This is a genomic window from Pseudomonas akapageensis (assembly GCF_011355085.1).
GTDB lineage: Bacteria > Pseudomonadota > Gammaproteobacteria > Pseudomonadales > Pseudomonadaceae > Aquipseudomonas > Aquipseudomonas akapageensis.
Window position 1 is genome coordinate 45,122 of the sequence record NZ_VXCP01000002.1, and the last position, 25,001, is coordinate 70,122.

At 61.0% G+C, this 25,001-nt stretch carries 23 protein-coding genes and 1 riboswitch; of the genes, 14 read left to right on the forward strand and 9 right to left on the reverse strand.

Annotated features, from left to right (window positions below; all coding sequences use genetic code 11):
• Positions 1 to 3: 3 nt before the first annotated feature.
• Positions 4 to 104: riboswitch (guanidine-I (ykkC/yxkD leader) on the reverse strand.
• Between the two features lie 951 nt (positions 105 to 1,055).
• Complete coding sequence (locus F2S13_RS02085; protein WP_166358567.1) at positions 1,056 to 2,168, reverse strand: enoyl-CoA hydratase/isomerase family protein; 1,113 nt, start codon at positions 2,166 to 2,168, stop codon at positions 1,056 to 1,058.
• Positions 2,169 to 2,297: 129 nt separating this feature from the next.
• Here F2S13_RS02085 and ung point away from each other — a divergent pair, with 129 nt between their 5' ends.
• The gene (ung, locus tag F2S13_RS02090) at positions 2,298 to 2,993 is read left to right on the forward strand and encodes a uracil-DNA glycosylase (RefSeq protein ID WP_166358569.1); all 696 of its coding nucleotides are present in this window, start codon (positions 2,298 to 2,300) and stop codon (positions 2,991 to 2,993) included.
• Between the two features lie 50 nt (positions 2,994 to 3,043).
• On the opposite strand, the gene F2S13_RS02095 is transcribed toward ung, so the two are convergent.
• The 5 genes from F2S13_RS02095 to F2S13_RS02115 form a co-directional block, all read right to left on the reverse strand.
• Entirely contained in the window at positions 3,044 to 4,078 is a 1,035-nt protein-coding gene (locus tag F2S13_RS02095) for an AbrB family transcriptional regulator (RefSeq protein WP_166358571.1), read from the reverse strand.
• Positions 4,071 to 5,585, reverse strand: coding sequence for a tripartite tricarboxylate transporter permease (locus F2S13_RS02100; RefSeq protein WP_166358573.1), 1,515 nt, complete (start codon positions 5,583 to 5,585; stop codon positions 4,071 to 4,073). The genes F2S13_RS02095 and F2S13_RS02100 overlap by 8 nt, the downstream gene beginning before the upstream one ends.
• Before the next feature lies 1 nt (position 5,586).
• Positions 5,587 to 6,045: a tripartite tricarboxylate transporter TctB family protein gene (locus tag F2S13_RS02105; RefSeq protein ID WP_166358575.1), complete on the reverse strand. Its 459-nt coding sequence runs from the start codon at positions 6,043 to 6,045 to the stop codon at positions 5,587 to 5,589.
• Between the two features lie 161 nt (positions 6,046 to 6,206).
• Positions 6,207 to 7,193: a Bug family tripartite tricarboxylate transporter substrate binding protein gene (locus F2S13_RS02110; protein ID WP_166359199.1), complete on the reverse strand. Its 987-nt coding sequence runs from the start codon at positions 7,191 to 7,193 to the stop codon at positions 6,207 to 6,209.
• Positions 7,194 to 7,221: 28 nt separating this feature from the next.
• Positions 7,222 to 8,511 carry an OprD family porin gene (locus tag F2S13_RS02115; RefSeq protein WP_166358577.1) on the reverse strand — a complete coding sequence of 430 codons (1,290 nt, stop codon included), beginning with the start codon at positions 8,509 to 8,511 and terminating at the stop codon, positions 7,222 to 7,224.
• 223 nt (positions 8,512 to 8,734) lie between these two features.
• Here F2S13_RS02115 and F2S13_RS02120 point away from each other — a divergent pair, with 223 nt between their 5' ends.
• Both F2S13_RS02120 and F2S13_RS02125 read left to right on the forward strand, forming a co-directional pair.
• The gene (locus F2S13_RS02120; protein WP_166358579.1) at positions 8,735 to 9,406 is read left to right on the forward strand and encodes a response regulator; all 672 of its coding nucleotides are present in this window, start codon (positions 8,735 to 8,737) and stop codon (positions 9,404 to 9,406) included.
• A complete protein-coding gene (locus tag F2S13_RS02125; RefSeq protein WP_166358581.1) occupies positions 9,399 to 10,796 on the forward strand; it encodes a sensor histidine kinase in 1,398 nt (465 codons plus the stop codon). The genes F2S13_RS02120 and F2S13_RS02125 overlap by 8 nt, the downstream gene beginning before the upstream one ends.
• On the opposite strand, the gene F2S13_RS02130 is transcribed toward F2S13_RS02125, so the two are convergent.
• Both F2S13_RS02130 and ygfZ read right to left on the reverse strand, forming a co-directional pair.
• A complete protein-coding gene (locus F2S13_RS02130) occupies positions 10,790 to 11,596 on the reverse strand; it encodes an HDOD domain-containing protein (protein WP_166358583.1) in 807 nt (268 codons plus the stop codon). The genes F2S13_RS02125 and F2S13_RS02130 overlap by 7 nt on opposite strands.
• 74 nt (positions 11,597 to 11,670) lie before the next feature.
• Positions 11,671 to 12,615 carry a CAF17-like 4Fe-4S cluster assembly/insertion protein YgfZ gene (ygfZ, locus tag F2S13_RS02135; protein WP_166358585.1) on the reverse strand — a complete coding sequence of 315 codons (945 nt, stop codon included), beginning with the start codon at positions 12,613 to 12,615 and terminating at the stop codon, positions 11,671 to 11,673.
• Positions 12,616 to 12,753: 138 nt separating this feature from the next.
• On the opposite strand from ygfZ, the gene F2S13_RS02140 reads away from it, so the two are divergent.
• Together F2S13_RS02140 and F2S13_RS02145 are read left to right on the forward strand one after the other, a co-directional pair.
• The gene (locus F2S13_RS02140; RefSeq protein WP_166358587.1) at positions 12,754 to 13,008 is read left to right on the forward strand and encodes an FAD assembly factor SdhE; all 255 of its coding nucleotides are present in this window, start codon (positions 12,754 to 12,756) and stop codon (positions 13,006 to 13,008) included.
• The gene (locus F2S13_RS02145) at positions 12,992 to 13,444 is read left to right on the forward strand and encodes a protein YgfX (RefSeq protein WP_166358589.1); all 453 of its coding nucleotides are present in this window, start codon (positions 12,992 to 12,994) and stop codon (positions 13,442 to 13,444) included. The genes F2S13_RS02140 and F2S13_RS02145 overlap by 17 nt, the downstream gene beginning before the upstream one ends.
• Here the strand turns inward: F2S13_RS02145 and nadB are convergent.
• On the reverse strand, positions 13,413 to 15,029 hold the full coding sequence (gene nadB / locus F2S13_RS02150; RefSeq protein ID WP_166358591.1) for an L-aspartate oxidase: 1,617 nt from the start codon (positions 15,027 to 15,029) through the stop codon (positions 13,413 to 13,415). The genes F2S13_RS02145 and nadB overlap by 32 nt on opposite strands.
• Positions 15,030 to 15,558: 529 nt before the next feature.
• Here nadB and rpoE point away from each other — a divergent pair.
• The 9 genes from rpoE to recO all read left to right on the forward strand — a co-directional run bounded on the left by rpoE (position 15,559) and on the right by recO (position 24,982).
• Positions 15,559 to 16,140: an RNA polymerase sigma factor RpoE/AlgU gene (gene rpoE, locus F2S13_RS02155; protein ID WP_166358593.1), complete on the forward strand. Its 582-nt coding sequence runs from the start codon at positions 15,559 to 15,561 to the stop codon at positions 16,138 to 16,140.
• A 31-nt stretch (positions 16,141 to 16,171) separates the two neighbouring features.
• A complete protein-coding gene (locus F2S13_RS02160) occupies positions 16,172 to 16,765 on the forward strand; it encodes an RseA family anti-sigma factor (RefSeq protein WP_166358595.1) in 594 nt (197 codons plus the stop codon).
• Positions 16,766 to 16,773: 8 nt separating this feature from the next.
• Positions 16,774 to 17,742: a MucB/RseB C-terminal domain-containing protein gene (locus F2S13_RS02165; protein WP_166358597.1), complete on the forward strand. Its 969-nt coding sequence runs from the start codon at positions 16,774 to 16,776 to the stop codon at positions 17,740 to 17,742.
• Between the two features lie 288 nt (positions 17,743 to 18,030).
• Positions 18,031 to 19,455 (forward strand): DegQ family serine endoprotease, encoded by a 1,425-nt coding sequence (locus tag F2S13_RS02175; protein ID WP_425500210.1) that lies wholly within the window; start codon positions 18,031 to 18,033, stop codon positions 19,453 to 19,455.
• A gap of 268 nt (positions 19,456 to 19,723) precedes the next feature.
• Positions 19,724 to 21,523, forward strand: coding sequence for a translation elongation factor 4 (gene lepA, locus F2S13_RS02180; protein ID WP_166358602.1), 1,800 nt, complete (start codon positions 19,724 to 19,726; stop codon positions 21,521 to 21,523).
• Between the two features lie 5 nt (positions 21,524 to 21,528).
• Positions 21,529 to 22,383, forward strand: coding sequence for a signal peptidase I (gene lepB / locus F2S13_RS02185; RefSeq protein WP_166358604.1), 855 nt, complete (start codon positions 21,529 to 21,531; stop codon positions 22,381 to 22,383).
• Between the two features lie 264 nt (positions 22,384 to 22,647).
• A complete protein-coding gene (gene rnc, locus F2S13_RS02190) occupies positions 22,648 to 23,337 on the forward strand; it encodes a ribonuclease III (protein ID WP_166358606.1) in 690 nt (229 codons plus the stop codon).
• A complete protein-coding gene (gene era / locus F2S13_RS02195; protein ID WP_166358608.1) occupies positions 23,330 to 24,232 on the forward strand; it encodes a GTPase Era in 903 nt (300 codons plus the stop codon). Before rnc ends, era begins: the two co-directional genes overlap by 8 nt.
• 66 nt (positions 24,233 to 24,298) lie before the next feature.
• Complete coding sequence (gene recO, locus F2S13_RS02200; RefSeq protein ID WP_166358610.1) at positions 24,299 to 24,982, forward strand: DNA repair protein RecO; 684 nt, start codon at positions 24,299 to 24,301, stop codon at positions 24,980 to 24,982.
• Positions 24,983 to 25,001: the final 19 nt, after the last annotated feature.

Below are 25,001 nucleotides of genomic sequence, written 5' to 3' on the forward strand. Positions count from 1 at the left end.
CCTGTCTCCCGGGCTTTTATCCCGCCGTGTAACCTCAACTGGAGGTCGCCGACTCTCGGACCAGCCACTCGCTTGCGCGAGCCGGAACCCTAGTCAGCCATTGCAAATTGTGATGTCGCGAACCTTTGATGACGCCTGCCTGGGGGTTGTAAAGCGAGAGGCGTGCCAAGTGTTTGAGAGGGTTGTTTTAGAGCGGTAGGCGGGGTTGTTCAGGGCGGCCGCAGGTTTGGCTTTGCTGTGTTGTGGTGCGGGCGTGCACTGGGCTGGAGCGTTTTGTCAGTTGTAGCCTCATCGCGGGCAAGCCCGCTCCCACAGGGAACCACTGAACTGACCTCTGTGGGAGCTGCGGTGCTACGCCTCGACTTGCCAGCGATGAGCCCCGTGAATGGATCCACAACCCCTTGTATCAAATTATTTCAGCAAGGGCACCGCACCCCCTTTTCGCTGTCTGATCTTATGTCGATGAGCAACTGCTGATCGACGCCGACCAGCGTCGCTGGGATGGGCAGTTTGCGGTCCAGGAGGCCGCCATGTATCGCCGACTTTTGCTGATTGTGTTGCTGGGTTTGCTGACGACTGCTTGTGTTCCTTATGAAGGAGATGGTTATTACCAAAGCGAAGTCTATACCGTCGATCGCTACTCCTATCCAGGCTATTACAACCCTGGTTATCGCCCTTATTACTACCCCAACAACCGTGGCTATTACGTAGCACCGTCACCGCGCTACTACGCGCCACCTCCTCACTCTTACTACCGTCCTGCGCCAGTGCCCGGTTATAACCGATACTACCCGGGCCGGGGCCCGGACCCGCGTTATCGCCACGGGCCACCCAGCTACAGGCAGGATTGGGACCGCGGTAACCGCGGTGATTGGGACCACGGCAACAGGGGGAATTGGGACCGTGGTAACCGAGGTGATTGGGACCACGGCAACAGGGGGAATTGGGATCGCGGTAACAGGCAGGATTGGGGCCACAGCAACAACGACGGACATGACGGCCACGACGGTCGCCGCGGTCGCGACGGCCGAGGCGGGCACCGCTGACCGCCCCCTTCAATAACCGTTCAAATCCGCCAGCGGATGGCGCCCCTCCCAGGCCTTGGCGAAGTGCGCTTCGATCACGGCCTCGGGAATGGCGGCAATGTCCGGCCAATGCCAATGCGGCTTGTTGTCCTTGTCGATCAGCCGCGCACGCACTCCCTCACTGAACTCCGGGTGACGGCAACAGTTCAGGCTCATGGTGTATTCCATCTGGAATACCTGGGCCAGGGACATATGCCGGGCCCGGTAAATCTGTTGCCAGACCAGATGTGCGGTCAGCGGGCAGCCCTCGCTCATGGTCCGCGCGGCACGGCTGAGCAGGGTATCGTTGTCATGTTGCAGGCGGCTGATGGCTCGCCAGGCGCAGACCGGGTCGCTGACATCGAGCAGGCTGTCGATCTGATGCCGGCGCGGCAACCACTGGGCTTCGGGCATCTGCCCCAGTGCCTCCTGCTCAAGAGCCTTGAGCAGACTGTTGAGCTGCATGGGCGTCTGTTCCTGCCAATTCAGTTGCAGCAAGCCGTCGATCAGGTCTTCTTGTTGCTCATCGCGCAGAAAACGGTCCGCCAGGCCCAGGTCCAGGGCATCGCGCCCGTTGATATGGGCGCCGGTCAGCCCCAGGAACAACCCCAGCTTGCCGGGCATGCGTGCCAGAAACCAGCTGGCGCCGACATCCGGGTACAGGCCGATGCTGATCTCCGGCATGGCCAACCGACTGCTGGGGGTGACGATGCGGATGCTGGCGCCCTGCAACAAGCCCATGCCGCCGCCCAATACATAGCCATGGCCCCAACAGATCAGTGGCATGGGGTAGGTGTGCAGGCGGTAGTCCAGGCGATATTCAGCAGCGAAAAAGTGTGCGGCCAGCGGTGGCACGACGCCGGGATGGTGGCGGCAGGCTTCGATCAGGCTGCGCACGTCACCGCCGGCACAGAAGGCTTTGGCACCTTCGCCGCGCAGCAGCACGCAGACGATCTCCGGGTTCAGTGCCCAGGCATCCAGTTGTTCGCTGAGTACCTCGATCATCGGCAGCGAAAGGGCGTTGAGCGATTTTTCGACATCCAGCGTGGCGATTCCAATCCGGGCACCGTCGACACCGGTGCGCTCTTCAAAATGCAGGTTCATCGCGGCCCCCTGTCGGTTGGTGGATACCAAGTATGTACGCTGTCAGAGAATGTGCTGGTTATCGGTCGGATCAATTGACAAGCACGGCTCACTTTCCTAGTGTCCGCCCATTGTTTTTTTGGTGACCCCATGACCGCCGACGACGACCGCATCAAACTTGAACCCAGTTGGAAACAGGCCCTGCGTGCCGAATTCGACCAACCCTACATGGTCGAGCTGCGCGAATTTCTGCGCCAGGAGTACGCTGCCGGCAAGGAAATCTTTCCGCCAGGCCCATTGATTTTCAACGCGCTCAATTCGACCCCGCTGGACCAGGTCAAAGTGGTGATTCTGGGTCAGGACCCCTACCATGGCCCGGGCCAGGCCCATGGCTTGTGCTTCTCGGTCCAGCCGGGCACGCCGACGCCACCGTCGCTGCTCAATATCTACAAAGAACTCAAACGCGACCTGAATATCGACATCCCCAACCATGGCTGCCTGCAATCCTGGGCCGACCAGGGCGTGCTGTTGCTCAATACCACCATGACCGTGGAGCGGGCCACTGCAGCCTCCCATGCCAACAAGGGCTGGCAGCATTTCACCGACCGTGTCATCCAGACCGTGAGCGAGCATCAGGCCAGCACGGTGTTTCTATTGTGGGGGGCGCATGCCCAGAGCAAGCAGAAGCTGATCGATGCGACCAAGCATTTGGTCCTGACTTCCGTACATCCATCGCCGCTGTCGGCCTATCGTGGTTTTATCGGCAATGGGCACTTCAGCCGTACCAACAAATTCCTCGAGCAGAACGGGCTGGCGCCTATCGACTGGAAGCTGCCTGACCTGTGAGTAAAGGCCTGCTACCCGGCTGCACCGGGTAGCAGAAGGGGCAGCGCGATTCAGACAAGGTCCTCCTTGTTCCAGTGCCTGAACAACGGTTCCGCCAAAAACAGCACAAACAACAAGCGCATCACCTGCAAGGCCGTGACCAATGGCACGGACAATTGCAGGGTCTCGGCCGTCAGGCTCATTTCCGCGATGCCGCCGGGCATCATGCCCAGGGTCAACGAGCGCAGGTCCAGCTGGGTCAGGGTGCTCAGGCCCAGGGCGGCCAGGCCTGCGATCAGCATGGTCAGGGCGGTGCCGATCAGGGTGCGCCCCAGGAAAGAGGGGGCCCTGCGGAAGAATGCCCGGTTGAAGTGACAGCCCAACCCACTGCCGATCAACCACTGCCCGACCTGGCTGGCGCCATGGGGCAAGCTGATGTGCAGGTTCCAGACGATGCTGATCACGGCACTGACCAGCAGGGGGCCGAACAACCAGGGGTTGGGTTGCTTGAGGGATTGCCAGAGCCAGGCGAGCAGGGCACCCAGCGGGAAAACCAGGGCCAGCCAGCGCCAATCCACGCTACCCGTACCCTGCAGGGGAACACCGTCGCCCAACAGGTATTTGAAGACGGCGGGTACGCACAGCACTACCACCAGTACCCGCAGGCTCTGCCCGGCCGCGACCAGGCTGAGCGTTGCACCATTGCGCGCACCGAGGTTGACCATTTCACCGGACCCGCCCGGCATGCTGGAAAAGAAAGCGGTAGCGCGATCCTCACCGGTGCGGCGCAGCAACCAGACCCCGACCACGCTGGACAGGCTGGTCACCAATGCGCCGAAGAAGATCAGGCCGAAATGGCTCAGTACCTGCTCCAGCACCAATGGTGTGAAGTGCAGGCCGATCCCGATGCCGACGATCCACTGACCGCACTTGCGCCCACCGGGAATCTCGCCCAACTGCCAGGGTGTCAGGCAGCGCACCAGGATGATCGCCAGCAACGAGCCGACCATCCACGGCAGCGGCCAGCCGATCTGGCTGGCAATGTAACCGCCCGCCAGACCGACAAGGGGCGTGCCCCACCATTGTTTGAAGGCTGTATCAGACATCGGCCAAGGCACGACGCTGAACGCTGCGCTTGCGCCAGATACGCAGCAGCGGCACCAGCAACATGATCGCGGTCAGTACCCAGACACCGAAGGTGATCGGGCTGGACCAGAGGATTTCCAGTGCGCCATTGGAAATCGACAGGGCCCGGCGCAGGTTTTGCTCCATCAGACCGCCGAGGATAAAACCGAGCAACAGCGGCGACAGCGGGAAATCCAGCTTGCGCAGGATGTAACCGAAGATGCCGATGCCGATCATCAGGAACAGGTCGAAGGTGGTCGCATGCACGGCGTAGACGCCGATCGCGGTAATGATCGCGATCACCGGCACCAGCGCCCAGTTCGGCACCGAGAGGATGCGGGTGAACAGGCGGATCATCGGGATGTTGAGGATGACCAGCATGACGTTGGCCACGAACAACGACGCGATCAACCCCCAGACGATGTCCGGTTGCTGTTGGAACAGCAGTGGGCCAGGGGTGATGTTGTACAGCGAGAGGGCGCCGATCATCACCGCCGTGGTGCCCGAACCGGGTACGCCGAGGGTCAGCATGGGCACCAGGGCGCCACAGGCTGCGCCGCCGATGGCCGTTTCCGGTGCGGCGAGGCCGCGTTTGTCACCTTGGCCGAAGGTGCCGCTGGCACCGGCCAGGCGCTTCTCGGTCATGTAGGCCACGGCGCTGGCCAGGGTCGCGCCGGCACCGGGCAGAACCCCCATGATGAAGCCCAGCAGGCCGCAGCGGATATTGACCACGAACACCGAGGCGGCTTCCTTGAAATTGAACATCATGCGCCCGGTGGCCTTGACCGCTTCCTGGCCACGATGAGTTTTCTCCAGCAGCAGGAAGATCTCGCTGATGGAGAATAGGCCGAGCACCAGCACAACGAACTGGATGCCGTCGGCCAGGTGCACGTTGTCCCCGGTGAAGCGATACACGCCGCTGTTAGCATCGATGCCGACACTGGACAGGAACAACCCGATCAATGCCGCGACAAAGGTCTTGAGCGGTCGGTCGCCGGCCATGCCGCCGAGGCAGACGATGGCGAAGACCATCAACACGAAGTATTCCGCCGGACCGAAGGCAATCGCCCATTTGGCCAGTAGCGGTGCGAACAGGACCATGCCGCAGGTGGCGATGAACGCACCAATGAATGAACTCCAGGCCGACAGCGACAGTGCGACCCCGGCCAGCCCCTGGCGAGCCATGGGGTAGCCGTCCAGGGTGGTCATCACCGTAGAGGCTTCACCGGGGATGTTCAGCAGGATCGAGCTGATCCGGCCGCCGTATTCGCAGCCCAGATAAACCGCCGCCAGCAGAATCAATGCTGATTCCGGTGGCAGGCCGAGGGCGAAGGCGATGGGGATCAGCAAAGCCACGCCATTGATCGGGCCCAGGCCCGGAAGCAGACCGACCACGGTACCGATCAGGGTGCCGGTCAGGGCGGTGACCAGGTTGTACGGCGTCAGGGCAACGCCGAAACCCTGGCCCAGGTAGTTGAGGGTATCCATGTCAATTCTCCAGAACGTCGAGCAGGCCCAGGGGCAATGGCACATCCATGATTCGGTCGAAAAGCACATAGAGGCCGACGCTCATCAGGCTGATGATGAGCGCACCGGGCAGCCAGCGACCGCCGTACAGGCGGGCCATGGGAATGCCGATCAACATGCTGCTGAGGATGAAGCCCAGTGGTTCGAACAGGCCGGCGAACACCAGCAGCAGCACCACGCAGGCGCCGATCTTGTTCAGGGTGGCTCGATCGAGTTCGGGGTCCTCATCGCTGTGTACGATCGGTGCGGGACGAAACAGCATGTACAGCAGGGCGAGGCCCATCAGGAGCAGGATCAACAAGGGGTAGGCGCGCGGGCCCACCGGTTCATAGGAAAAGGCGGCCTGGTAGGGCCAGGCCATGACGGCCAGGGCGGCGCAGGCGAGCAGGAGCGCCAGCGCGAAGATGCGTTGCAGGATCATGGGTGGAATCCTCGGATAGGCGACCGCTTTGCGGTCGATCGCTGGCAAGCCAGCTCCCACAGTGTTTTGTGTCAAACCAGATATCTGTGGATTGCAGTTGTCCCTGTGGGAGCTGGCTTGCCAGCGATGAGGCCAGCAAGGATCTCCCTACATTTAGGGACTTATTGGATCAGGCCAAATTCCTGAGCCAGCACCTTGTAATCGGCCACCTGTTTTTTCACGTAGGTGTCCAGCTCCTGGCCCGTCATGGCGAAGGGGAAGAGTTCGCGCTGGTCGCGCAATTTGGCGAACTCTTCAGAGGCGAGCATCTTGTCGAAGGTGTCTTTCCACCAGGCGTATTCTTCGTCGGTGACCTTCGGCCCCAGGTAGAAGCCGCGCACCACTGGCCAGACGATGTCGTAGCCCTGTTCCTTGGCGGTCGGGATGTCTTTCATTTCCGGTTCGTCGATGCGTTTTTCGGCGAACACGGCCAGCAGGCGCATGTCGCCGCTGAGGATGTGTGGCATGGAGTCGGAGATGTCGGTGCTGCCGACCTGGATGTGCCCGCCGAGCAGGGCGGTGGCGATTTCACCGCCGCCTTCCAGGGCCACATAGCGCAGGTCGCGCGGGTTGATGCCGGCGGCCTTGGCGATCAGTGCGGTCTGCATCCAGTCCTGGCTGCCGACGGTGCCGCCGGAGCCGATCACCACCTTGCTCGGATCGGCCTTGATGGCCTTCACCAGGTCATCGAGGTTTTTGTAGGGCGAGTCGCTTTTCACGGCGATGGCGCCGTAGCTGGTGCCCACGGCTGCCAGCCAGCGCACGGCGTTCTCGTCGAAGCGACCGAACTTGCCCTGGGCCAGGTTCAGTAGCGAACCACTGGACCAGGCCACCAGGGTCCCGGCATCGGCAGGGCGCTGGGCGACGACGGCGTTGTAGGCCACCGCGCCAACGCCGCCAGGCATGTAGGTCACACGCATGGGTTTGGTCAGCAGCTTCTCATTGAGCAGGCCGCTCTGGACCAGTTTGCAGGTCAGGTCGAAGCCACCACCGGGCGATGCCGGCGCGATGCATTCGGGACGTTTCGGTTCGCCGGCGAACAGTTGGCTGGACAGAAGCACGCAGCCGGCGGCCAGGGCGATTTGGCGCAGTGAAAGGGTCATCGTCAGTCTCCACGGAAGTTATTGTTATCAGGGTTTACCAGAGAGCCACGCTGTAGCTGACCAACAACCGCATCTCGTCCGCGTCGCGGGCGAAATCCGAACGGTAGCTGGCATTGCGCAGGCGCACCGCGACGTTTTTCAACGCGCCGCTTTGCACCACGTATTTGATTTCACTGTTGCGTTCCCACTCGTTGCCTGTACCGCCATTGTTCAGCTTCACATTATCGCCGCTCACATAACGGCTCATGAAGCTCAGGCCGGGAATGCCCAGGGCGACGAAGTCATAGTCGTAACGGGCTTGCCAGGAGTGCTCGTCGGCGCCGGCGAAGTCGTTGATCTGAACGAAGTTGACCAGGTACGGGTCACTGCCATCCACATAGGGGAACGCCGTATCGCCGGACATGTGCTGGTAGGCGGCGCTGAACTTGTGGCCACTGAGGCCATAACTGAGCATGCCGTTGAGCGAGGTGTTGTCGATGTTGCCGCCGCGCGCCTGGCCCTGGTCATCGCTGAAAGCAGCGCGCAGGTCGCTGGCGAAGGTCCCCGGGCCCAGTTTCTGCGAGGTGGTCAGACCGACGAAGTGCTGTCGGTAGACGTCGTCGAGTTGGGCGAAGTAGTAACTGCCGGTGATCTTGTCGGTGAACTTGTAGTCCAGGCCCGCGGTATCGAAATGGTTGCCGGTCGCTGTACCGAGGAAGCGGCCGTTTTTGTTGTTCAGGGCGATGTCTTCCCAGTTGGTGTCATCGCGGTCCCTGGTCTTGTCCAGGCGGCCACCGGTGAACGTCAGGTTCCTGATTTCCCTGGAGGTCAGCAGGCCACCTTCGAAGGTCTGCGGCAGGATGCGCCCGTCATTGGCCTTGAGGATGGGCAGTTCGGGAATCTGGGTGCCGACCTTCAGCTCCGTGGCGGAAATCTTCACCTTGCCGGTCACGCCGAGCTTGGAATATTCGTCGGCTGCGCGGCCATCATCATGGGTCGGCAGCAAGCCGGTGCCGGTGCGGTCGGGGCTGGAGTCAAGCTTGACCCCGAGCATGCCCAGGGCATCGATGCCAAAGCCGACGACGCCATCGGTGTAACCCGACTCCAGGTTGAGCATGAACCCCTGGGCCCACTCGTCGCGCCTGGATTGCTGCGCGCTGGTGCCGTCACGAAAATCGCGGTTGAAGTACATGTTGCGGGTTTCGAAGGTTGCGCTGCTGTCTTCGAAGAAGGCGGCGTGGCCGAGTGGCGAGAAGCCGGCAAATGCGGCGGCGCTGGCGAGTGCTGTGGGGTGCAGACGGAAGATACGAGCAGGCGAGGTGGCCTGAGGCTGCATGGACAGCATCGTTTGTGACTCCGTTATTGTTCTTATAAGTGCCGAAAACGCGTCGAGGCGTATTTCGTTATTACGGCCTGTGAGTTCGACCGTTAACCGATGCTAAGACCTGAAGCTTTCGCTAACCTTTCAAACAGCTTTCATTGTCGACATGGCTTCACAGACGCCCAAGCGCCTGTAAACTCCGCGCCAGAAATGGCCCCCCGAGAGGCCAGCGCCTTAGGAGAAGTCGATGCGTGTCTTACTCGTCGAAGATCATTTGCAGTTGGCCGAAAGCATCGCCCAGGCCTTGAAAAGTACGGGCCTGACCGTGGACGTACTGCATGATGGCGTGGCGGCCGACCTGGCCTTGAGCAGCGAGGAATATGCCGTGGTGATCCTCGATGTGGGCCTGCCACGCATGGACGGTTTCGAAGTGCTGGCGCGCTTGCGTGCCCGCGGCAAGAACCTGCCGGTGCTGATGCTGACGGCCCGCAGCGATGTGAAGGATCGGGTCCATGGCCTGAACCTGGGGGCCGACGATTACCTGGCCAAGCCCTTCGAACTCACGGAGCTCGAGGCCCGCGTCAAGGCCCTGCTGCGCCGCAGCGTGCTGGGTGGTGAACGCCAGCAGCGTTGCGGGGTGCTGGTCTATGATCTCGACACCCGCCGATTTACCCTGGGTGATGAACTGCTGACCCTGACCTCCCGTGAGCAGGCCGTGCTCGAAGCCTTGATTGCCCGGCCCGGGCGGGTCATGAGCAAGGAGCAATTGGCGGCCCAGGTCTTCGGTCTGGACGAGGAGGCCAGCGCCGACGCCATCGAAATCTATGTGCATCGCCTGCGCAAGAAACTCGATGGGCACGCGGTGGCCATCGTGACCTTCAGGGGCCTGGGCTACTTGCTTGAGCATCGTGATGCTTAGCTCTGTGAGACATAGCGCCGGCAGCCTGCGTTGGCGCCTGTTGTGGAACCTGGTGCTACTGTTGCTGGTGCTGATGGTGGCCAGTGGCATGAGTGCTTACTGGAACGGCCGCGAAGCCGCCGACACGGCCTATGACCGTACCTTGCTGGCCTCGGCACGGACGATCTCTGCCGGTCTGTCCCAGCGTGACGGCACGCTGAGCGCCGATGTGCCTTACATCGCGCTCGACACCTTTGCCTATGACAGCGCCGGGCGAATCTACTACCAGGTCAACGATATCAACCAGCGGCTGATTTCCGGCTACGAGAACCTGCCGGCGCCACCGCCAGGCACGCCGCGGACCGATGATTATCCGGCCCTGGCGCGGTTCTATGATGCCCAGTACCTGGGCCAGGACGTGCGCGTGGTCAGCCTGCTCAAGGCCGTCTCCGAGCCGAACATGAATGGCATGGCGGAAATCCGCGTGGCAGAGACCGAAGAGGCGCGGGTGCGCATGGCGCGCAGTCTGATGACGGACACGCTGTTGCGCCTGGGCATGCTGGGTCTTGGGGCTATCTTGCTTGTGTGGTTTGCCATCAGTGCGGCGTTGCGGCCACTGGAGCGCTTGCGCACAGCGGTCGAGGATCGCCAGCCGGATGATTTGCGGCCCTTGCCGCTGGTGGAGGTGCAACGGGAACTGTCGCCGCTGGTAGGGGCCCTGAACCATTTCACCGAGCGCTTGCGTGGGCAGTTCGAACGGCAGGCGCAGTTCATCGCCGATGCTGCCCATGAACTGCGTACCCCGCTGGCTGCGCTCAAGGCACGGGTTGAGTTGGGCCTGCGTTCACCGCAACCCGAGGTCTGGCGCGAGACCCTGGAAACCGTGGCGCAAGGCACCGACAAGATGACCCACCTGGCCAACCAACTGCTGTCGCTGGCCCGGGTCGAAAACGGTGCCCGAGCGATTGCCGAAGGCGGGGCGCAGCGACTCGATCTCAGCCAGTTGGCCCGCGAACTGGGCATGGCCATGGCGCCGTTGGCCCATGCGCGGGGCGTGGCCCTGGCGCTGGAGGCCGAAGAACCGGTGTGGTTGCGCGGCGAGCCGACCCTGCTCAATGAGCTGCTGAGCAACCTGATCGACAATGCCCTGGCCCACACGCCAGCCGGTGGCAATGTCATTCTGCGGGTCGGCGCGCCGGCGGTGCTGGAAGTCGAAGACGACGGCCCGGGCATTCCCGCAGAGGAGCGCGAGCGGGTTTTCCAGCGTTTCTACAAGCGCCGCGCCCAGGGTACCGGACTTGGCCTGGCGATCGTCGGTGAAATCTGCCGGGCGCACCTGGCCCAGATCAGCCTGCACGAAGGTGCGCAGGCCGGATTGAAAGTGCGTGTGAGCTTTATTCCCGATCAGTGAAACATGGCCCGTGCTGCATGCAGGTCGCTGACACCAAGGGTGGACAGGTCCAGGCCCAGCTGTCGGCAGGCGGGCAGGGCGTCGAACGAACGGTTTTCATCATCGGCCTGACTGAGCAGCGAGGCGACCTGTACCACATCGACATAGTCGGCCTGGGCAGAGCGACGCTGGGCGTCCTGGGACAGGCTGGGGACCTTGATCAGCATTTCCGGGAACTCCCAGACGCTGAGGATTTTGTCGCCTAGCAACGGGTGAATGCGCTCGATGACATGGTTCAGGCATACCGGATCGGAGAGCAGCTCATTGTGCTCTTCGGCATAGGTGAGAATGGGCAGCACGCCAATCTGATGCACCAGGCCCGCGAGGGCCGCCTGATCCGGCTTGAGCCGGGTATAGCGCTGGCAGAGTTCGTAGCTGATCCCTGCCACTTCCAGGCTGTTGGCCCAGACCTCGCGCATTTTCTGTTCAACCACGGCCGAGCGGGCATGAAAGATCTGCTCGATGACCAGGCCGATGGCCAGATTGCAGCTGTAATTGACGCCCAGCCGGGTTATGGCGGCGTTCAGATCAGTGACTTCAAGAGTTCCACGCAACAACGGGCTGTTGACCACCTTGATCAGGCGCGCAGAAAGCGCCGCATCGCTGCCTATCACGCGGCTCAAAGTGCCGACGCCGATATCGCTGTCTTCTGCCGCCTTGCGGATTCTCAGGGCGACTTCGGGCAGTGTCGGCAGGACCAGATCATCATTGTCGATGGCCGCCAGCAACTGCGTTTGAACCATCCGGGCCAGCTCACTCATCTGTGTTCTCTAAAGCGTTGTCACGGAGCAAACGTCAACGAGCAGGCTCGTCGACGCTTGGAGAGGGGATTTGCTCAGCGCTGGATTTCGCGGTCGCGGTCCAGTTCGTAGGGGAGATCGAGCAAGGATGCGCGCGGGCCTTCCAAGCTGTCCAGATGCAGGATGCCATTGTCCACGGCCTCGGCCTGCAGCACCGCCAGCAACTCGATGCGGCCTGCAGCGCTGGCGGCAGCCAGAACGACTTCGCCAATCGAACTGGCATGGATCGGTGAGAATACCGGGGTGCCAGGTTCGGGCAAGTCACTGCCTTCCAGCTCAAGACGATACTGGCGGCGCTTGAGTTTGCCCAGGTACTGCATGCGCGCGACGATTTCCTGGCCGGTGTAGCAACCCTTCTTGAAGCTTACGCCGCCCACTGCCTGCAAATTGAGCATTTGCGGGATGAACAGTTCGCGGGTCTGGGCCATGACCTGGCCAATACCGGCGCGAATCTGGCCCAGCAGCCAGGCATTGAGGTCGCCCTCGGGCAGCTGTGCGGCAAGCTTGGCTTGAACGCTCGGTGCCTGCTCGGCCGGCACCCAGAGTTCGGCGCGGCTGGGGGAAACGCGAACAGCGATCAGGCCGTTGGCGTTAACCTGCGCGTTGACCTCTGGTGGCAGCTCCAGGCCGAGACTGGCCAGTGCGCCATCGCCCTGGCTCAAGCCAAAGCGAACCCAGGCAGCGCTCTCATCGGTCAACTTCGACTTGGAAAACACGGCGTATTTCTTCAAGTCCGCCAGCTGTGGCTCGACCAGATCACGGGCCATGGCCAGCAGGCAGCCATCGCCTTCGAGCAACAGTCTGAAACTCGATTGCATGCGGCCTTTCTGGGTGCAGCGGGCGCCCAGGGTGGCGGTATGCTCATTGACGTAATTGAGGTTGCAGGTCAACTGGCCTTGCAGGAATTTGCCGGCATCCGAGCCGCGGACGGCGAGGACGCCTTCGTGGGATAGCGTGCAGAAAAAAGCTGAATCGGCCATTGGTCATCGCAAGGTAGAAAAGACTGGGCTCCATCATAGAGCGCTGCCGGGAAAATAGGTAGTTGGGCAAGCCGACCATCGAGAAGTGCTCCGGGCGGCTGGCCCCTGTATACTGGCGGCCTATTTGAGGAGAGCTCCATGGTCGAAGATGTTGAACTCAACCGGCTCTACTGGCATAGCCGTCGCGGCATGCTCGAGCTGGATGTGCTGCTGGTCCCCTTTGTCAAAGAGGTCTACCCGCACCTGAACGAAGTGGACCGCGAGTGCTATCGCAATCTGCTCGAATGCGAAGACCAGGACATGTTCGGCTGGTTCATGGAACGTACCGAGTCCGAAGACCCTGAGCTGCAGCGCATGGTGCGCATGATCCTGGATCGTGTCCAGCCCAAGTGAAGGCTTCGAATGCCGCTGGCGGGCCTCCGGGTACTTGCTGGCGGCTTACCTGATCGGCCAGCTGCTCGCGCTGGTATCACTGGTCCTGCTTGAGATACCCCTGTGGCTGAGCCTGGCTGGCATCGTCCTGTGCCTGGCCCATGCTGCCTGGTCACTGCCGCGTTACATCCTGTTGAATCATCCCCAGGCGGTTACGGGATTGCGTCGTGACGCCTCGGGCTGGCAGTTGTGGCGCGACGCCTGCGGCTGGCAGCCTGTTCAGTTGCAGCGTGACAGCCTGGCATTGCCCGGGCTGGTCGTGCTGCGTTTTCGCTGGGCAGGCCGGCGCTGGGTGCACGGCCTGTGCATTCCTGCTGACGCGCTGGAGCCGGTGCAGCACCGGCGCCTGCGCTTGCGCCTGAAATTCAGTCGACGTAGGTGGGCGGCGCCAGAATAGTGTCCAGGGCCTCGGGTAGCAGCTCAGGGTAGTCGAGGGTGTAGTGCAGGCCGCGACTTTCCTTGCGCTGCATGGCCGACCGGATCATCAGTTCGGCCACCTGGGCCAGATTGCGCAGCTCGATGAGGTCGCGACTGACCTTGTAGTTGCTGTAGAACTCGTCGATTTCGTCCAGCAACAGGCGGACCCGATGCTCGGCCCGTTGCAGGCGCTTGTTGGTGCGCACGATGCCCACGTAGTCCCACATGAAACGCCGCAATTCGTCCCAGTTGTGCGCGATGATCACGTCTTCGTCCGAGTCGGTAACCTGACTGGCATCCCAGCCGGGCAGTTGTTCGGGCATGGGCATGTCGCCCAGCTTGGCAATGATGTCGTTGGCAGCCGAGCGGCCATAGACGAAACATTCGAGCAGTGAGTTGCTGGCCATGCGGTTGGCGCCGTGCAGGCCGGTAAAGCTGGTTTCACCGATGGCATAGAGCCCGGGCACGTCGGTCAGGCCGTGCTGGTCGACCAGCACGCCGCCACAGGTGTAGTGGGCAGCCGGCACCACCGGGATCGGTTGCTGGGTGATGTCGATGCCAAACTTCAGACAGCGCTCGTAGACCGTCGGGAAGTGGCTTTTGATGAAGTCAGCGGGTTTATGGCTGATGTCCAGGTAGACGCAATCCACACCCAGGCGCTTCATCTCATGGTCGATTGCCCTGGCCACGATGTCCCTGGGTGCCAATTCCTCGCGCGGGTCGAATCGCGGCATGAAGCGTTCACCATTGGGCAACTTGAGCAGGCCACCCTCGCCGCGAATGGCTTCGGTAATCAGGAAACTCTTGGCCTGCGGGTGATACAGGCAGGTCGGGTGGAACTGGTTGAACTCCAGGTTCGCGACCCGGCAACCGGCGCGCCAGGCCATGGCGATGCCATCACCGCAGGCACCGTCCGGGTTGCTGGTATAGAGGTAGACCTTGGCCGCGCCGCCGGTGGCCAGCACGGTAAAGCGTGCGCCGAAGGTATCGACTTCGCCGGTTGCGCGGTTGAGCACGTAGGCGCCCAGGCAGCGGTCCTGCTCCAGGCCTTGCCGACGTGCGGTGATCAGGTCCACAGCCACGCGCTGTTCCAGCAGCTCGATATTGGGACGCTTGCGCGCCTGGGCCAGCAGGGTGGTGAATATCGCCGCACCAGTTGCATCGGCAGCATGAATGATGCGCCGATGGCTGTGACCGCCTTCGCGGGTCAGGTGAAATTCGAAACCGCCATCGTCGGCGCTGGCGCTGTCATCCCGGGTAAAGGGCACGCCCTGATCGATCAGCCACTGGATCGACTCGCGACTGTGCTCAACAGTAAAGCGCACGGCATCTTCGTGGCACAGGCCGCCACCGGCATTGAGCGTGTCTTCGACATGGGACTGCACGGTGTCGGCGTCATCGAGCACCGCCGCCACGCCGCCCTGGGCCCAGAAAGTCGAGCCATTGGACAGGTCGCCCTTGCTCAATACGGCAATGCGCAGGTGACCAGGCAGGCTCAGGGCCAGGCTCAGGCCGGCCGCGCCGCTGCCAATCACGAGTACATCATGTTGATATTGTTGGCTCATTTCCGGATTCCGCGCAAAGCGACCTTGCAGGCATGTCTGTCGGGTTCAGCCCCCTAGTATATAGAGGGGGGGATCGGCACAATAGCTGAGCCTTTATGGCATTGTGGAACTATTGTGAAGTGTATCGGGCAGCCTTTATAGCAGTCAGGCGGTGAGGTTTGCTACGCAAACCCGCGCCTTGTTGCGGTTTCGCCTGTGAAACAGATGCCGTTTCGCCCAGTGTTTCCGGGTAGTCGCTGTGGTGTATGGGAACTTTCTATAGGGCCCGGGTATCCATAGCAGGTTGCCCCGCATAAAAGGTGCAGCGTCGGTGTGAGGCAGAGCTGAGGTCCTGGCCCTGCTGGCGGACTCGACGACCAGATTATTGACGCAGCCGGCCAAGACCGTGCGGCGTTTTTCGTGCAGGTGAAATGCAGGCCTGCAGGAAACTTGCTTGGAGGGGAGAACTTTTGCGAAAAGCCCGAGTCTATGTTTGCAAGCCTGATCGATGGCTGTTGCAACGCTCCTTCAAGAACAACGAGGAGTGTTCATGCTAACCCAGGAAGAGGATCAGCAGCTTGTCGAGCGCGTCCAACGCGGCGACAGGCGAGCGTTTGATCTGTTGGTGCTCAAGTATCAGCACAAGATTCTCGGGTTGATCGTGCGGTTCGTGCACGACACCCATGAAGCCCAGGATGTGGCGCAGGAAGCCTTTATCAAAGCTTACCGGGCGTTGGGTAATTTTCGCGGCGACAGTGCGTTTTATACCTGGCTGTACCGCATCGCCATTAATACGGCGAAAAACTATCTGGTGTCCCGTGGCAGACGGCCACCTGATAGCGATGTGAGTTCTGAAGATGCGGAGTTCTATGATGGCGATCATGGCCTCAAGGATCTCGAGTCACCGGAGCGTGCGTTGTTGCGCGATGAGATCGAAGGCACTGTCCATCGGACCATCCAGCAACTGCCAGAAGATTTGCGTACGGCCTTAACTTTACGTGAATTTGATGGTCTGAGTTATGAGGACATTGCGAGTGTGATGCAGTGTCCGGTAGGTACCGTGCGCTCTCGAATTTTCCGCGCTCGGGAGGCCATTGATAAAGCCCTGCAGCCGTTGTTGCAGGAACACTGAGACAGCGGCGACAGCCAAGAGAGGAACCGCCATGAGTCGTGAAGCCCTGCAGGAATCGCTGTCCGCGGTGATGGATAACGAAGCGGACGAACTGGAATTACGTCGGGTACTGAGTGCCGTCGACGATTCTGAAACCCGTGCCACCTGGTCGCGTTATCAGGTTGCCCGTGCAGCGATGCACAAAGAATTGCTGTTGCCGCAGCTGGATATCGCGGCCGCAGTCTCGGCGGCATTGGCGGACGAAGCAGCACCGGTCAAGGCTTCTCGTGGTCCCTGGCGCAGCCTGGGCCGCCTCGCGGTCGCAGCTTCGGTGACGGTTGCCGTGCTGGCCGGCGTGCGTCTGTACAACCAGGATGAAATCTCCGGCGTGCAACTCGCGGCGCAGCAATCGGCCCAACAAGGCGTGGCTGTACCACAAGTTCAAGGCCCCGCCGTTCTGGCAGGCTATAGTGAAAGTTCCGAGCAAGCGACCGGCCCGATGGCCAACGGCGTTCTGCAAGGTCAGGCCGGCTGGGACAACCAGCGTTTGCCTGGCTACTTGCGCCAGCACGCCCAGGAAGCTGCTCTTAAAGGCACCGAAAGCGCACTGCCATACGCACGCGCCGCCAGCCTGGAAAATCGCTAAGGAGGACCATGCGCGCCCTACCTCTCATTCCGCTTCTGCTCGGTGGATGGTTGGCTCTTCCGGCGCATGCCGCAGACCCTGCGGATGCCAGGATCGCCACTCTGTTCAACCGTCTGGCCCAGGCCGAGCGTGAGCAAGACTTCCAGGGCACTTTTGTCTACGAACGTAACGGTATCTTTTCGACCCACAGGATCTGGCACCGTGTTCAGGATGGCAAGGTCATCGAGCGGCTGCTGCAACTCGATGGTTTGCCCCAGGAAGTGCTACGGGTCGACGGGAAAACCCAATGCGTGAGTGGGACGCTGGTTGCAGGTGTCGGCAATACCCCTGATTCATCCGGTCGTTTGCTCGATCCCCTCAAACTGATGTCGTGGTATGACATCAAGACCGTGGGCGAGACGCGCGTGGCCGGCCGTGAGGTGGATATCGTGTCGCTGAAGCCGCGCGATCAGCACCGATACGCCTTCGAGCTGCATCTGGATAAAGACACCGGTTTGCCCCTCAAGTCACTGCTGATCAATGACAAGGGGCAACTGTTGGAACGCTTTCAGTTCACCGGGCTCAACACGCAAGCCGTGCCGACTGAGCAGGAGCTGAAGCCGAGCGACAACTGCAAGGCTGTTGCCCAGGTTCCGCCGCAGGCAGCCGAAGCCCTGGCGAGCTGGCGCTCGGACTGGGTGCCGCCTGGCTTCGAACTGGTCAAGAGCTACGTGCGCAAGGACCCGCAAACCAAGGCTACGGTCAGCAGCCTGATGTACGACGATGGTCTGGCGCGTTTCTCGGTATTCCTGGAGTCCCTTGACGGTGAATCAGTGACTGATACCCGCGCCCAGCTCGGTCCGACCGTTGCCGTATCGCGGCATCTGACCACGCCAAAGGGCGACATGATGGTCACCGTGGTGGGCGAGATCCCGATCGGTACCGCTGAGCGCATAGCCCTGTCGATGCGCGCGCAAGACGTCCAGACCAAGCAATGAAGGGGGTGGGGTGATGCTTGCCGGTATGCGGTATTGTATGGCGCGAGGTCTGAAATGCCCGATCCGCGTCTGAGATGCTGACATGTTTGGTGAACATTACCGTTTGCAAAATCGCCAAAATCTTTCTATAGGTCAGTCCCTACAGGGTCTGGCCTTGCTTGCTGTTGAAACATTAAAAAACAAGCCAATGCATGAAACCTGGTCGCAGCCTATTGCAGTGTCCGGGTTTTTTGCGTTTTCTGGTCCCTATTGCTTAACCATGCTCGTTGCTACGGGAGCCGTATGTTGATACCACGCTTGAAATCCTGCCTTCCTCTGTTTGCCGCCGTGCTGATGCTCGGTCAGGTGTTCACAGCCCAGGCCGAAGCCTTGCCTGATTTTACCGGTCTGGTCGAGCAGGCCTCGCCGGCCGTAGTGAACATCAGTACCAAGCAGAAGCTCCCCGATCGCAGCATTGCTTCACGGCAGATGCCGGATCTCGAGGGCTTGCCGCCGGCAATTCGCGAGTTCTTCGAACGCAACATGCCGCCGCAATCCCCGCGCACGCCGCGGGGGGATCGCCAGCGTGAAGCGCAATCACTGGGCTCGGGCTTCATCATCTCCGCCGATGGCTATGTGATGACCAACAACCATGTGATCGCCGATGCTGACGAGATCCTCGTCCGTCTGTCCGATCGCAGCGAGTTCCCGGCCAAACTGGTCGGCACCGACCCGCGTACCGATGTGGCACTGCTGAAGATCGAAGGCAAGGACCTGCCGATCGTCAAGCTCGGCGATTCGGAGAAACTCAAGGTTGGCGAGTGGGTGGTGGCCATCGGTTCGCCGTTCGGCTTCGATCACTCGGTCACCAAGGGGATCGTCAGCGCCAAGGGCCGTACCTTGCCAAACGACACCTATGTGCCGTTCATCCAGACAGACGTAGCAATCAACCCGGGTAACTCCGGCGGTCCACTGTTCAACATGAACGGTGAGGTCGTGGGTATCAACTCGCAGATCTTTACCCGCTCCGGCGGCTTCATGGGCCTGTCGTTCGCCATCCCGATCGATGTGGCGCTGGATGTGTCCAATCAGTTGAAGAAAGAGGGCAAGGTCAGTCGCGGTTGGCTGGGCGTCGTGATTCAGGAAGTCAACAAGGATCTGGCTGAATCCTTCGGTCTGGACAAGCCGGCCGGTGCACTGGTCGCCCAGGTTCTGGAAGACGGTCCGGCGGCCAAGGGTGGCTTGCAGGTCGGCGACGTGATCCTGAGCATGAATGGTCAACCGATCGTCATGTCCGCAGACCTGCCGCACCTGGTTGGTGGTCTGAAGGAAGGTTCCAAGGCTAGCCTGGAAGTGATCCGTGATGGCAAGCGCAAGACGGTGGACGTCACCGTGGGCATGCTGCCGGATGAAGACGAGGACATCGCTGCCAGTGCCGATGGTTCCGCGCGCAGCAGCAACCGCCTGGGTGTGGCCGTGGCTGACCTGACCGCCGAGCAGAAAAAGACGCTCGACCTCAAGGGAGGTGTGGTCATCAAGGAAGTGCAGGATGGGCCTGCCGCGATGATTGGCCTGCAGCCGGGCGATGTCATTACCCACCTGAACAACCAGGCGATTGGCGATGCGAAGGAATTCACCGAAATCGCCAAGGGGCTGCCGAAGAACCGTTCGGTCTCCATGCGCGTCCTGCGTCAGGGGCGCGCCAGCTTCATAACCTTCAAGCTGGCTGAATAAGCCGACGAAAGGTGAAAAGGGCGGTCATTGACCGCCCTTTTTTTGTGTGTGGGTGGCGACCAAGCCAGAGCCTCGTTCCCACGCTCCGCGTGGGAATGCGACGCTGGAGCGTCTGACACTGCATTCCCACGCAGAGCGTGGGAACGAGCAGCTGATGCTTCTGATGAAGGAAATGGTTGCACGCGTGACGGGTCAGGCGTCTTTCAGGTACAATTCCCGGCTATTTTTCGGTGGGCGTCCGTCCCGCAGCCTTTTTGAGTGTTGATCCGTGAGTGATTTGAGTCATATCCGCAATTTCTCCATCATCGCCCACATTGACCATGGCAAGTCGACGCTGGCCGACCGGTTCATTCAGATGTGCGGCGGCCTCGCCGAGCGCGAAATGGAAGCCCAGGTCCTGGACTCCATGGACCTCGAGCGTGAGCGCGGGATCACCATCAAGGCCCACAGCGTCACCCTGTATTACAAGGCCAGGGATGGTATCAACTACCAGCTGAACTTCATTGACACCCCGGGCCACGTCGACTTCACCTATGAAGTCAGCCGGTCGCTGGCGGCCTGTGAAGGTGCACTGCTGGTGGTCGATGCCGGCCAGGGCGTGGAAGCCCAGTCCGTGGCCAACTGCTATACCGCCATCGAGCAAGGTCTGGAAGTCATGCCGGTGCTGAACAAGATCGACCTGCCGCAGGCCGATCCAGACCGCGTGAAAGAAGAAATCGAGAAGATCATCGGCATCGATGCCACCGACGCCGTGACCTGCAGCGCCAAGACCGGCCTGGGCGTCGACGAAGTGCTCGAGCGCCTGGTGCACAGCATTCCTGCCCCGACCGGCAATATCGAGGATCCGCTGCAGGCGTTGATCATCGACTCCTGGTTCGACAACTACCTGGGCGTTGTTTCCCTGGTACGCGTGCGTCATGGCCGCGTGAAGAAGGGCGACAAGATCCTGGTCAAGTCCACCGGCAAGGTGCATCTGGTCGACAGCGTGGGTGTCTTCACCCCCAAGCACACCCAGACCGCTGATCTGAAAGCCGGTGAAGTAGGCTTCATCATTGCCAGCATCAAGGACATTCACGGTGCGCCGGTAGGTGACACCCTGACCTTGAGCAGCACCCCCGACGTCGATGTATTGCCGGGCTTCAAGCGCGTACAGCCGCAGGTTTATGCCGGCCTGTTCCCGGTCAGCTCCGACGACTTCGAAGACTTCCGCGATGCCCTGCAGAAGCTGACCCTGAACGACTCGTCGCTGCAATACCTGCCGGAAAGCTCCGACGCACTGGGCTTCGGTTTCCGTTGCGGCTTCCTCGGCATGCTCCACATGGAGATCATCCAGGAGCGCCTGGAGCGCGAATACGACCTGGACCTGATCACCACCGCACCGAGCGTTATCTTCGAAGTCAAATTGAAGAACGGTGAGACGATCTACGTCGATAACCCGTCCAAATTGCCGGATGTTTCTTCGGTCGAGGATTTCCGCGAGCCGATCGTGGCTGCGACGATTCTGGTGCCGCAGGAACACCTGGGTAACGTCATTACCCTGTGTATCGAAAAGCGTGGCGTCCAGCGCGACATGCAGTTCCTCGGCTCTCAGGTGCAGGTCCGCTATGACCTGCCGATGAACGAGGTGGTGCTGGACTTCTTCGACCGTCTGAAGTCCACCAGTCGCGGTTATGCGTCCCTGGACTACCATTTCGATCGCTACCAGTCGGCCAACCTGGTCAAGCTGGACGTGCTGATCAACGGTGACAAGGTCGACGCCCTGGCGCTGATCGTGCACAAGGACAATGCGCACTACAAAGGTCGCGCTCTGACCGAGAAAATGAAGGAACTGATACCGCGGCAGATGTTCGACGTGGCAATCCAGGCCGCCATCGGCGGGCAGATTGTGGCGCGGACCACTGTCAAGGCGCTCAGAAAGAACGTACTGGCCAAATGCTACGGTGGTGACGTCAGCCGTAAGCGCAAGCTTTTGGAAAAGCAGAAGGCCGGTAAGAAACGCATGAAGCAAGTGGGCAACGTGGAAATTCCACAAGAAGCCTTCCTTGCCGTGCTCAGGTTGGATAGTTAGGTCCTATGTCTCTAAATTTCCCGCTGTTGTTAGTCATCGCTGTAGCCGTTTGCGGTCTGCTGGCCTTGCTCGACCTGGTGATCCTGGCGCCTCGTCGGCGCACGGCGATCTCCAACTATCAGGGCAGCGTCAGCCAGCCCGAGATGGCGGTGCTCGAGCGGTTGAACAAGGAGCCGTTGCTGGTCGAGTACGGCAAATCGTTCTTTCCGGTGCTGTTCATCGTGCTGGTACTGCGCTCGTTCCTGGTCGAACCCTTCCAGATCCCGTCGGGATCGATGAAGCCGACCCTGGAAGTAGGCGACTTTATCCTGGTGAACAAGTTCTCCTACGGTATTCGTCTGCCGGTGATCGACAAAAAGGTCATCGAAGTCGGTGACCCGCAGCGTGGCGACGTGATGGTGTTTCGCTACCCCAGCGACCCGAACGTGAACTACATCAAGCGTGTCGTGGGCCTGCCGGGCGATCAGATTCGCTACACCAACGACAAGCGCCTGTTCGTCAATGGCCAGTCGATTGCCGAGCAGTTGGTCGGTAGCGAGCCTGGCACCCTGGGCAGCGCCGAGCTGTACCAGGAGAAACTGGGCGCGGCGGAGCACCTGATCCGCAAGGAAATGAGCCGCTACCGCATGCCACCCGATCAGCAATGGGTAGTGCCGGCCGGTCACTATTTCATGATGGGTGACAACCGCGACAACTCCAACGACAGCCGTTTCTGGGATGACCCGCGGATTCCAAAGAATCTGCTGGGCATGGTTCCGGACCAGAACATCGTCGGCAAGGCCTTCGCTGTCTGGATGAGCTGGCCGGAGCCGAAACTGAGCCACTTGCCGAACTTCTCGCGAGTGGGTCTGATCAAGTAAGACCACAACGGCGCTGTCCTGGGACAGCGCCGAATGCTTTTCTGGCATAGGCTGTGATTATCAGGTCGGTCGACTTCGATGGCTTCACAGCTTCCGCCGTATGGGCCCACGGCCCAACAGCCTTCAGGATCCTGATTTGAATAATGCGTTAAGCGTGACGGTGGCGGGGACTTCGGTCCCGACCTCCTTGAAAGTACAAAAGTGTGAGCCCCGGTTCATCGATCCGGTGGTGAAATTCGACCACGAAATGCGCGTGGGTACATTGTGAGCGTTTCCTTGAGCCGTCTCGAGCGTCAGCTCGGCTATACCTTCAAGGACCAGGAACTGATGGTCCTGGCCCTGACTCACCGCAGCTTCGCCGGACGCAATAACGAGCGCCTGGAGTTCCTCGGTGATGCCATTCTCAACTTCGTTGCCGGCGAGGCGCTGTTCGAGCGCTTTCCCCAGGCACGCGAAGGCCAGCTGTCGCGTTTGCGCGCCCGCCTGGTGAAGGGCGAGACCCTGGCCCTGCTGGCCCGCGGTTTCGACCTGGGCGAGTACCTGCGCCTGGGCTCCGGCGAATTGAAGAGCGGTGGTTTTCGCCGCGAATCGATCCTGGCCGATGCCCTGGAAGCGCTGATCGGTGCCATCTATCTGGATTCGGGCATGGAGACGGCACGTGATCGCGTGCTGTCCTGGCTGGCCAACGAGTTCGAAAGCCTGACGCTGGTCGACACCAACAAGGATCCCAAGACGCGCCTGCAGGAATTTTTGCAGTCGCGGGCTTGCGAATTGCCCCGCTACGAAGTGGTGGATATTCAGGGTGAGCCCCATTGCCGGACGTTTTTCGTCGAATGTGAAATCACCCTGTTGAACGAAAAAAGCCGAGGTCAGGGTGTGAGCCGCCGTATCGCCGAACAGGTGGCGGCCGCAGCAGCACTGATAGCCCTGGGCGTGGAGAATGGCAATGACTGATACAAACGTAACCCGCTGCGGCTATGTCGCCATCGTCGGCCGTCCCAACGTGGGCAAGTCCACGCTGCTGAACCATATTCTCGGGCAGAAGCTGGCGATTACCTCGCGCAAGCCCCAGACCACTCGGCACAACATGCTCGGGATCAAGACCGAGGGTGATATCCAGGCGATCTACGTCGACACCCCCGGCATGCACAAAAGCAACGAGAAAGCCCTCAACCGCTACATGAACAAGACCGCCTCGGCGGCGTTGAAAGACGTCGATGTGGTGATCTTCGTCGTGGACCGTACCCGCTGGACCGAAGAGGACCAGCTGGTGCTCGATCGCGTGCAGTATGTTCAGGGCCCACTGATCCTGGCGATCAACAAGACTGATCGGATCGAGGAAAAAGCCGATCTGATGCCGCACCTGGAGTGGTTGCAGCAGCAGTTGCCGAACGCTGAAATCGTGCCGATTTCGGCGCAGCAGGGGCACAACCTCGACGTGCTGGAAGGCCTGATTGCCAAGCACCTGCCGGAAAACGATCACTTCTTCCCGGAAGACCAGATCACCGACCGCAGCAGCCGCTTTCTGGCCGCCGAACTGATCCGCGAGAAAATCATGCGTCAGTTGGGCGCTGAACTGCCCTACCAGATCACCGTCGAGATCGAAGAATTCAAGCAACAGGGCAAGACGCTGCACATCCACGGCCTGATCCTGGTCGAACGCGATGGTCAGAAGAAGATCATCATTGGCGACAAGGGCGAGCGGATCAAGCGCATCGGTACCGAAGCGCGCAAGGACATGGAGCTGCTGTTCGACTCCAAGGTCATGCTCAACCTCTGGGTCAAGGTCAAGGGTGGCTGGTCCGACGACGAGCGCGCCCTGCGTTCGCTGGGCTACGGCGACTTGTAATACCTGGCTTGCCCGGCGCTTTAGCCGGGCAGGCAACCCCCTCCCCATCGCTGTCAGCGAGATTCCATGAGTCAGCCCGTCGCTCAACCGGCCTATGTCCTGCACAGCCGGGCCTACCGCGAAAGCAGCGCGCTGGTGGACTTTCTTACACCCCAGGGTCGATTGCGCGCGGTATTGCGCTCGGCGCGCGGCAAGGCCGGAACCTTGGCGCGGCCGTTCGTTCCCCTGGAAGTCGAGTTCCGCGGGCGTGGCGAGCTGAAAAATGTCGGCCGCATGGAGAGCGCGGGGCTCAGCCTCTGGCTCAACGGCGACGCCTTGTTCAGCGGCCTCTATCTCAATGAGCTGCTGATACGCCTGCTGCCCGCCGAAGACCCGCTGCCCGCGCTGTTCGATCACTATGCCGCGACGCTGCAGGCCCTGGCCGCCGGGCTTGCGCTCGAGCCGTTGCTGCGCTCCTTCGAATGGCGCCTGCTCGATGAGCTGGGCTATGGCTTTGCCCTGGATGCTGACATCAACGGTGATCCGCTGGCCGAAGAGGGGTTGTATCGCTTGCAGGTGGACGCCGGCCTTGAGCGTGTCTATCTGTTTCAGCCCGGGCTGTTCAAGGGGCAGGAGCTGCTGGCGATGGCCCAAGCCGACTGGAGCGCCCCCGGCGCCTTGTCGGCAGCCAAGCGATTGATGCGCCAGGCCCTGGCCGTGCATCTGGGTGGGCGCCCATTAGTCAGCCGGGAACTGTTCCGAAAGCCTTGAGCTCGTCGTATGCTGTAGC